This window comes from Lentzea sp., assembly GCF_036380075.1.
Classification (GTDB): domain Bacteria; phylum Actinomycetota; class Actinomycetes; order Mycobacteriales; family Pseudonocardiaceae; genus Lentzea.
The window spans coordinates 1-7635 of sequence record NZ_DASVFL010000366.1 but is presented as its reverse complement, the minus strand read 5'-3'; the positions used below and the strand labels follow the sequence as shown (position 1 = coordinate 7635).

General features: G+C 71.9%; 10 protein-coding genes. 4 read left to right on the top strand and 6 right to left on the bottom strand.

Annotated features, from left to right (window positions below; all coding sequences use genetic code 11):
* On the bottom strand, window positions 1-856 hold an 856-nt coding region (locus VF330_RS38795), incomplete at its 3' end, for an EamA family transporter (protein ID WP_330856731.1).
* Between the two features lie 170 nt (window positions 857-1026).
* Here VF330_RS38795 and VF330_RS38790 point away from each other — a divergent pair.
* Window positions 1027-2208, top strand: coding sequence for an MFS transporter (locus VF330_RS38790; RefSeq protein WP_330856730.1), 1182 nt, complete (start codon window positions 1027-1029; stop codon window positions 2206-2208).
* A gap of 13 nt (window positions 2209-2221) precedes the next feature.
* Here VF330_RS38790 and VF330_RS38785 read toward each other — a convergent pair whose 3' ends face one another.
* The 4 genes from VF330_RS38785 to VF330_RS38770 form a co-directional block, all read right to left on the bottom strand.
* The gene (locus tag VF330_RS38785) at window positions 2222-3013 is read right to left on the bottom strand and encodes an ABC transporter ATP-binding protein (protein ID WP_330856729.1); all 792 of its coding nucleotides are present in this window, start codon (window positions 3011-3013) and stop codon (window positions 2222-2224) included.
* Window positions 3006-4025, bottom strand: a complete 1020-nt coding sequence (locus tag VF330_RS38780) for a glycine betaine ABC transporter substrate-binding protein (RefSeq protein WP_330856728.1) — start codon at window positions 4023-4025, stop codon at window positions 3006-3008. Before VF330_RS38780 ends, VF330_RS38785 begins: the two co-directional genes overlap by 8 nt.
* Window positions 4026-4042: 17 nt before the next feature.
* The gene (locus tag VF330_RS38775) at window positions 4043-4837 is read right to left on the bottom strand and encodes an ABC transporter permease (protein WP_330856727.1); all 795 of its coding nucleotides are present in this window, start codon (window positions 4835-4837) and stop codon (window positions 4043-4045) included.
* A gap of 130 nt (window positions 4838-4967) precedes the next feature.
* Window positions 4968-5756, bottom strand: coding sequence for a DNA-formamidopyrimidine glycosylase family protein (locus tag VF330_RS38770; RefSeq protein WP_330856726.1), 789 nt, complete (start codon window positions 5754-5756; stop codon window positions 4968-4970).
* Window positions 5757-5820: 64 nt separating this feature from the next.
* Here VF330_RS38770 and VF330_RS38765 point away from each other — a divergent pair, with 64 nt between their 5' ends.
* Entirely contained in the window at window positions 5821-6123 is a 303-nt protein-coding gene (locus VF330_RS38765) for a hypothetical protein (RefSeq protein ID WP_330856725.1), read from the top strand.
* A 4-nt stretch (window positions 6124-6127) separates the two neighbouring features.
* Here VF330_RS38765 and VF330_RS38760 read toward each other — a convergent pair whose 3' ends face one another.
* Window positions 6128-6712, bottom strand: a complete 585-nt coding sequence (locus VF330_RS38760) for an SRPBCC family protein (RefSeq protein ID WP_330856724.1) — start codon at window positions 6710-6712, stop codon at window positions 6128-6130.
* Between the two features lie 115 nt (window positions 6713-6827).
* Between VF330_RS38760 and VF330_RS38755 the strand changes: the two genes are divergently transcribed.
* Together VF330_RS38755 and VF330_RS38750 are read left to right on the top strand one after the other, a co-directional pair.
* Window positions 6828-7190: a hypothetical protein gene (locus VF330_RS38755; protein WP_330856723.1), complete on the top strand. Its 363-nt coding sequence runs from the start codon at window positions 6828-6830 to the stop codon at window positions 7188-7190.
* 127 nt (window positions 7191-7317) lie between these two features.
* A partial coding sequence (locus tag VF330_RS38750) for a molybdopterin-dependent oxidoreductase (protein WP_330856722.1) occupies window positions 7318-7635 on the top strand: 318 nt, incomplete at its 3' end.

The following is a 7635-nucleotide window of genomic DNA, read 5'->3' as shown; positions in this document are numbered from 1 at the left end:
CCGGGGTGAGCTGGACCAGCAGGATCGCGGCGACCAGGATTCCCGCGCCCAGCAGCTGCGACGGCACCAGCGTCTCGCCGAGGAACGCGAACCCGAGGCTCGTGGCGACGATCGGGCTGCAGAAGCCGAGGAACGACAGGCCGATCGCAGGGACGCGGTCGGTGCCGCGGAACCAGACCGAGTAGCCGAACAGCGAGCCGAGCACGATCAGGTAGCCGAAGCCCAGCGCGTTGGTGCCGGTGATCGTGCTCGGCAGGCCTTCGACCAGGAACAACGCCGGCAACAGCACGAGACCGCCCGCGGTGAGCTGCCAGCCGGTGAACGTCAGCACGTCGAGCCCGTCCGGCCGCCGCCACTTCTTCGTGAGCACGACCCCGGACGCCATGCTGAGCGCGCCGCCGACCGCGGCGAGCACGCCGACCAGGTCGAGGTGGGCGGTCGCCTTGAGGACCAGCATCGCGACACCGGCGGTGGCGGCGAAGCACGCCAGCACGTGCGGCAGCCGGACCTTGTCGCCGAGCACGAGCCCGGCCAGCACCAGCATGATCACCGGCTGGACCGAGCCCACCAGCGCCGCCACCCCGCCCGGCAGGTGGTAGGCGGAGACGAAGAGCAGGAAGAAGAACGCGCCGATGTTGAGCGTGCCGAGCACCAGCGCGCGCCACCACCAGATGCCCCGCGGCAGGATCCGCGCGACCAGCACCAGGACCAGCCCGGCCGGCAACGCGCGGACCACCGCGGCCAGCAGCGGCCGGTCCGGTGGCAGCAGCTGGGTGGTGACGATGTACGTGCTCCCCCAGATCATCGGCGCGAGCGCGGTGACCGCCGAGTCGGCGAGCAGCCGGTTGTCCCTCATCGTTCCTCCTCCTCGACCGCGGACGTCGCGATCCTCAGGAGTTCTAACGGCCTCCGGTCGAACGACACCGGCTTACTGCCATAAATTGGCTATTGCCGCTTACTTGCAGTACATCTCCGCCCGGTACTTCATACTTGAGAAATACCGCTGTTCGACTTACTGTCGGCAGCGTGGGCGGGCGACTCGGGAACACGGGCGGGCAGGGGCGCCGCCTGCTCGTCCGGCTGATCGTCAACTCGGTCCTGGCACAGGTCATCACGTTCGTGCTCCGTCCCGCCGTCACCTACCGGGCGATCGAGCTCGACGTCCCCGGCGGCTGGCTGGGCGCGCTGGCCGCGTCGTTCGCGGTGGTCCCGCTCGTGCTGGCCCTCCCGTCGGGACAGGCCACGGACCGGTTCGGCGAACGACGCGTGATGATCGCCGGAGCGGTGCTGATGACCGCCTCCGCGGCGGTGCTGGTGCTCGCCGGCTCGACCCCGGCCGGTCTGGCCGCCGGGATCGTCGTCCTCGGCACCGGGCACCTGCTCTGCGTCGTGGGACAGCAGGCCGCCGTCGCCAACGCCGCGCCCCCGGAGAAGTTCGACACCGCGTTCGGCTACTACACCTTCGCCGCGTCCCTCGGCCAGGCCCTCGGCCCCGGGCTGATCATGCTGGCCGGTGGCGGCCGACCGGTTCCCGACACCGGCGTCCTGTTCGCCGGCTCGATCGCCATCGGGCTGGTGCTCACGCTCAGCGCCCTGTTCATCCGCATGCCCGCCAGGCCGTCCGGCGCTCGCGAGCAGGAGGCAGGCGGGATGCGGACGCTGGTCCGGCTCCCCGGACTGCCCCGCGCGTTGCTGGTCAGCTGCGTGGTGCTCGCCGCCGTGGACATCACCCTGGTCTACCTGCCCGCGCTCGGCACCGATCACGGCCTCACGGCGGGCTTCGTCGGGCTGCTGCTGACCCTGCGCGCCGTCGCGTCGATGACCTCGCGCTTCTTCCTCGGCAAGCTGGTCACCGTTCTGGACCGCCAGCGCCTGATGGTCATCACGACGGTCCTGTCGGCGGTGACCATGGCCGCGCTCGCGGTGCCGCTCCCGCCGGTCGTCATGGCCTGCCTGGTCGTCGGCCTGGGACTCGGTCTCGGTGTAGGCCAGCCGCTGACCATGGCGTGGCTGGCCCACTCCACACCGCCCGGGTTGCGCGGCCGGGCCATGTCCCTGCGGCTGACCGGCAACCGGCTCGGTCAGGTCGTGCTGCCCAGCGCGGTCGGTGCCCTCGCCGTCAGCGCGGGAGCCGCCGGTGTCCTGGTCGCCACCGCCGCGGCCCTCGCCGCCGTCGCCGCGCTCGCCCGTCGTCCCGCCACCCGGTGATCGCGGAGCAGAGCTACTTCTCCACCAGCTCCTCCGGCCGGGAGGCCGACGTCGCCCGCACCGCCGCGCCCACTTCCCCGCGCAGCGCCGCATAGCGCGGCGAGCCGCGCAGCTCGTCGGCCGACACCCCGTGCCGGGGCAGGTCGACGGGCAGGCTCAACGCGATCCGGCCCGGCCGGTCGGTGAGCACGACGACGCGGCTGCCGAGGAACACCGCCTCGTCCACGCTGTGCGTCACGAACACGACCGACTTGCCGTCGTCGGTGAGCGTCCGCACGTCCTCCTGCAACCGTTCCCGCGTCAGGGCGTCGAGCGCGGCGAAGGGCTCGTCCATCAACAACAGCTGCGGCCGTGCTGCGAGGGCGCGGGCGATGGCGACGCGTTGCTGCTGCCCGCCGGAGATCTCCCACGTGCGGCGCGGGCCGAGACCGTCGAGCCCCACCAGCGCCAGCAGTTCCTCCGCCCGCGCGGCCCGGTCCGCCTTCGGCACCTTGGCCCACTTCAACGCCGTGGCGATGTTGCCGGCGACCGTGCTCCACGGGAACAGCCGCGGCTGTTGGAACACCACCCCGACCTCGCGACCGGGCACCGGCGGGTGGCCGTGCAGCTCGACGTCCCCTGTGGACGGACGTTCGAACCCGGCCAGCAGGCGCAGCAACGTGCTTTTGCCCGACCCGGACGGCCCGACGACGACCAGGAACTCCCCCGGTGCCACCGCCAGGTCCAGCGGGCCGAGCGCCGGCACCGGACCGGTCTTCGCGGGGTAGGCGAGCTCGACCCCGCGCAGTTCGGCGACGTCAGGCACGCCCGCCTCCCGGTGCCCGCAGCGCGGCCTGGAACACCGCCAGGTCCGGAACCTGCTCGACCTTCTTCTGCGCGCGCAGGAACTCCGCCGTGGCGCGCAGCCGGTTCGCGAGCTGCCCCGGCGCCGCCGAGGTGCCGAAGTAGTCGGGACCGCGTTGTTCCTCGTGGTCCAGGTAGATGTTCTGCTTGAGCTGCGCCAGCGCGTCGGCCTCGCCGATGCCGATCTGGCGGCCGACCGCGGCCGCGACCTTCGCGGGATCTGTCTTGACCAGTTTGATCGCGTCGTTCGTCGCGGCCAGCCACTTGTCGAGCACGTCGGGGTTGGCGTCGGCGAACTCCTTGCGCGCCACGGTGAACGTGAGCGTCGGCTTGCCCGCGGCCGCCAGCTTCGCGCTGTCGGTGAGCGTCACGCCGTCCTGCTGCAACACGCTCAGCACCGGCGTCCAGACGTAGGCGCCGTCGATGTCGCCGCGCTGCCACGCGGCCTGGATGTTCTGCGGTTCCAGGTCGACCACCGTGACCGAGGCCGCGTCGACCCCGGCCAGCTCCAGCGCGGCGAGCAGGCTGAAGTGGGCGGTCGAGCTGAACGGCGCGGCGATCTTGCGGCCGGCCAGCTCGGAGATCTTCGTGATCCCGGAGGCCTTGCGCACCACCAGCGCCTCGCTGTCGCCGATGACGTTCAGCAGCTCGACCACCTGGTACGGGATGCTCAACGGCGGGCAGAGCCCGGCGGCGGCGGGGCTGCTGCCGATCACCGCGAGGTCGATGGCACCACCCAGGAACGCGGTGTTGATGCTGGCGCCGGAGTCGAACGCGGTCCAGGTGATCCTGTGGTCGGGCAACGCTTTCTCGAGCGTCTGCTGGTCCTTCACCAGCAGCGTGCTGTCGGCGAAGTTCTGGAACGCCACCCGCAGGGTCCTGCCGGCGGCGGGTGACGAGCCGCCCACGCCGCACGAGGCCAGCAGCGGTGCGGAGGCGAGCAGCGCGAGCGCGTTCCTGCGCGAGATCGGCATCAGGGGTTTCCTCGGTCTCAGGCGCGTCCCCGCCACGGGGACAACGCGCGTTGGGCGGCCACGATCAGCGAGTCGATGACCAAGCCGGTGACGCCGATGACGAAGAGACCGAGGATGACCACCGCGGTCTGGTTGAAGCGCTGGGCGTTGAGGACCATGCCGCCGATGCCGTCCGCGCCGTTCACGGTCTCCGCCGCCACGACGGAGCTGTAGGCGATGCCGACGGCGAGCCGGACGCCCGTGAGGATCTCCGGTCCCGACGCGGGCAGGATCACCGACCTGATCACGTCGAACGTGGTGGCGCCCAACGCCTGCGCGGCCTCGACGTACTGCCGGTTGACCCCGCTCACCGCGGCCGCGGCGGCCACCGCGACCGGCGGGAACGCGGCGATCATCAGCAGGTAGACCTTGGGTTCCTCGTCGATGCCGAACCAGATCACCAGCAGGCTCAGGTAGGCCAGCGGAGGGAGTGCGCGCAGGAACGCGACGGCGGGTTCGGTGACCGCGCGGACGACCGGGACGAGCCCCATCGCCAGGCCGAGCGCGAGACCGAGCAGCACGCCGTAGAAGCACCCGTAGCCCACCCGCCGCAGGCTGACGCCCAGCCGTTCGGCCAGCGTCGACCCGGCGTAGCCGCCCTGGCCGTTCGCGAAGTCCGATGTGGACAGCAGCTGCTCCCACACCTGACCGGGGCTGGGCAGGACGGCGGCGGGCCAGATCTGGGCGAGGGCGACCAGCTGCCACACCAGGAACAGCGCGGCGACGGCGATCAGCCGCACCGACAGCCAACGCGACGTCCGGACTGTGAGCACGCGGTGAATGTACTGACGCGACCATCGCCGGTCAGGACCGTTCCGCATCGTGGTCGTCGCCGTGACTGCCTCTTGCGCACGGGCTCGGCGAACCGGTAGAGAACGATCTCGGCCGGGTGCCGCGGTGACGTCAGTCCGGCTGGCACACCGGACACCACCACGTCTCGCGGCCGTGGGAGGTGCGCTCTGCCGGGCGGAACGCGATCGGTGTGCCGCAACGCAGGCACGGGCGCCGTGCCCTCCCGTACACCCAGTGCCGGGGCGACCGCCTGCCGGTCGTGTTCTGGGACGGGTTCTCGCGGACGGCGTGCCGCAACCGCCGCCGCGCATCGGTGAGCAGCGTTTCGAGGCCGTCGACACCGCCGGCGTGCCGCCACGGGTTGACGCCGTGCAGGAAGAGCAGCTCCTGCGCCCACATGTTGCCCAGCCCCGCCACCCGGCGCTGGTCCAGCAGCGCCGCGACGACCGCCTCTCCCCCGGCCGCCGCGACCCGCGCGGCCGCCACGGCGATGCTGTCGGTGTCCGGGCCGAGCAGGTCCGGGCCGAGGTGCCCCACCACCGCGTGCTCGTCGGACGTCCTCAGCACGGTCAGCACCGGCAGCGCGACACCGACGAGCGTGCGGCCGTCGTCCAGGCGCAACGCGATCCGCAGCTGCGGCAACACCCGTGCGGGCAACCGCTTGTGCGGGCGCAGCACGGACCAGGAGCCGGTCATCCTGAGGTGCGAGTGCACGGTGACGCCGGCATCGGTGCGGGACAACAGGTGCTTGCCCCGCGCACGCCATTCGAGGATGCGCTGCCCCGCGAGGTCGACGGTGGCGAAGCGCGGATGCCGGACGTCACTGTGGACGATCACCGCGCCGGAGGTGGCGGCGTCGAGCCGTGCCGCGATCCGCGCCACGCTGTCGCCCTCCGCCATCTCCCCATCATCACCCGCCGCCGCTGACCGCGCCCGTCGCCCCGATCGGTGCGATTCTGGTGCGGTGGATCCGGAGCACACGCCAGACGGGCACTTCATCATCATCAACGGACGCCGTTGGCGGGCCACCGACCCCGAGGTCCCGCCCGAGCCGGCGGCCCGCCTGCGCAGTCTGCTGATGGCGGCCCGCCGGGACGTCGGCGCCGCCCTCCGCGCCGAGGACGCCGACGCGGAACGCGCCGCCCGCGACCGGGTCCAGCTGGCGAAGGTCGCTCTCGGAGAGCGCGGCACGCCGTGGTGGGAGCAGACGGCGGACGAACGCCGTCAGCGGTGGCGGGACGGGCTCGACGCCCTGGACGACGCCTGACCGGCTACGGGCAGTTGGCCCGGCTCTCGGCGGTGTCCTTGATGCGGTTCACCCAGTCCCTGAGGCCGGCGTCGAGGCTCGCCTGGCTGCCGGGGACGTCCGCCTCGACGGGAGCGCCCGACCAGGACTCCTCGGTGGTCACGAGAACACCGCCGCGCACGGGCTTGAACGTGAAGAGGTGGACGCCGTCGATGCCGTTGACCGGCGCCGCCCACGCGGTGCACACCTGCGGCAGCACCGCCGTGACGGTCGAGGTGACCTTCATGTTCTGCGGCGACCAGGAGAACGTCGACCCCGGCCGCAGCGGACCGGGCGTGTTCTTGCTCGCGGGCGTGATCTCGGGAATCCAGCCGGACCAGGCGTCGATGTCGGTGTGCAGCCGCCAGATCGCGGACACGGGCGCCTTGACCAGCACGCTCGCCTTGCTGATGACCGGTGCGCCCTTCTCCACCGTGACGCCGCGGCACACCTCGTGCCCGCGGTTGCCCGTCCGCGACTCGGCTGCCGCGGACGGCACCATGGCCAGTGCGGCCGTCACGCTGAGCGCGGCGATGCCGGCACCTCGCAGGACCGTGGAGCTGTGGTTCATGAAAAGCCCTTCCTCACCGATGTTGTGCTGTGAACACCGTTCCTCGCCGAGGCCGTTCTCCACATCGGCAACATGTGCCTAGAGTTCCGCTTCGGCATGGCGCAGTCTGTGGGGCATGACGACACCGGGAGAGAGATTCGCGACGGCGCTCGCGGCCAAGGACGAGGCCGGGATCCGCGCCGTCACCACGCCCGACCTGGACTTCCGCGCGATGACGCCCGGCCGGTTCTGGGAGGCGCACGGCCACGGCGAGCTGCTCGACGTCCTGTTCGCGAACTGGCTGGAACCGGGTGACGAGGTGGTGGCCCTGGTGTCCACTTCGGCCGGTGAGGTGTCCACGCGCCGGCACGTCACCTACCGCCTGCACCTGCGCAACGCCGACGGCGACTCGTTGATGGAGCAGCAGATGTACTACGACGTGGCCGATGACCGGATCAGCTGGGCGCGCGTGATGTGCTCGGGGTTCGTGCGCGTCTGATTCCACCGCGGCGGGCAGAAACGCGCCGGCGGGCAACTGCTCCGCGGCGCAGAAGATTCTGCGGCACAAGGAATGGAGCCGCTCGACATCCCCCGAATGCCGCCGCGATCGGCGTTACCGTGGACGGATGGAACGACGCGTGTCAGTCGCGACGCACTGGGGCAGTTACGTCGCCGTGGTCGAGTCCGGCCGGTTGGTGCGGATCGAGCCGGCCGACGACGACCCGGCGCCGTCGCCCATCGGCCCCGGAATGGTGACCGCCGCCGACGACCGCGCCCGCATACTGCGTCCCGCGGTGCGCAAGGGCTGGCTGGACGGCGAGCCCCGCACCCGTGCCGCCAGGGGCTCGGACGCCTTCGTCGAGGTGAGCTGGGACGAAGCGACCACGCTGGTGAGCGACGAGCTGCGCCGGGTGCGGTCCCGGTACGGGGACAGCGCGGTGTTC

What these genes read in the sequence shown, in the direction of transcription:
- VF330_RS38780 (WP_330856728.1), bottom strand. Translation starts at nt 4,025, where the DNA reads ATGCCGATCTCGCGCAGGAACGCGCTCGCGCTGCTCGCCTCCGCACCG.
- VF330_RS38760 (WP_330856724.1), bottom strand. Translation starts at nt 6,712, where the DNA reads ATGAACCACAGCTCCACGGTCCTGCGAGGTGCCGGCATCGCCGCGCTC.
- VF330_RS38755 (WP_330856723.1), top strand. Translation starts at nt 6,828, where the DNA reads ATGACGACACCGGGAGAGAGATTCGCGACGGCGCTCGCGGCCAAGGAC.
- VF330_RS38770 (WP_330856726.1), bottom strand. Translation starts at nt 5,756, where the DNA reads ATGGCGGAGGGCGACAGCGTGGCGCGGATCGCGGCACGGCTCGACGCC.